Source organism: Pseudomonas sp. MD330_10 (assembly GCF_042610415.1).
Lineage (GTDB): Bacteria > Pseudomonadota > Gammaproteobacteria > Pseudomonadales > Pseudomonadaceae > Aquipseudomonas > Aquipseudomonas rhodesiae.
This window is the reverse complement of the sequence record NZ_JBHGZU010000147.1, coordinates 1-238: the sequence shown is the minus strand read 5'-3', so window position 1 is coordinate 238 and position 238 is coordinate 1. Positions and strand designations below refer to the sequence as shown.

General features: G+C 62.2%; 1 pseudogene. It reads right to left on the bottom strand.

The window, feature by feature from the left end:
• A pseudogene (locus tag ACFZPT_RS26975) lies at positions 1 to 238 on the bottom strand (serine hydrolase); the annotation flags it as partial.

The window sequence follows — 238 nt, the reverse complement described above, 5'->3', positions numbered from 1 at the left end:
CCGGGGTAGCTCATGTACGCCTTGTGGCCTAGCATGCATTTAAGAGCAGCGGATAAAAGATTGCTGTCGCCAGTGGATTACCGTAACGCCCGCCCCGGTGCGCTGAAGGTGTCGCTGTTCGCGGCGACCTCGGCCATATCCGCGCGCCCGCGGGTGTAGAGCATCGCCACGTCGGAGGATTTTAGCGGGGCGAATTCGTAGTCTTCCTGCCAGTCCAGGCGCGAGGCCCAGTGCAGCA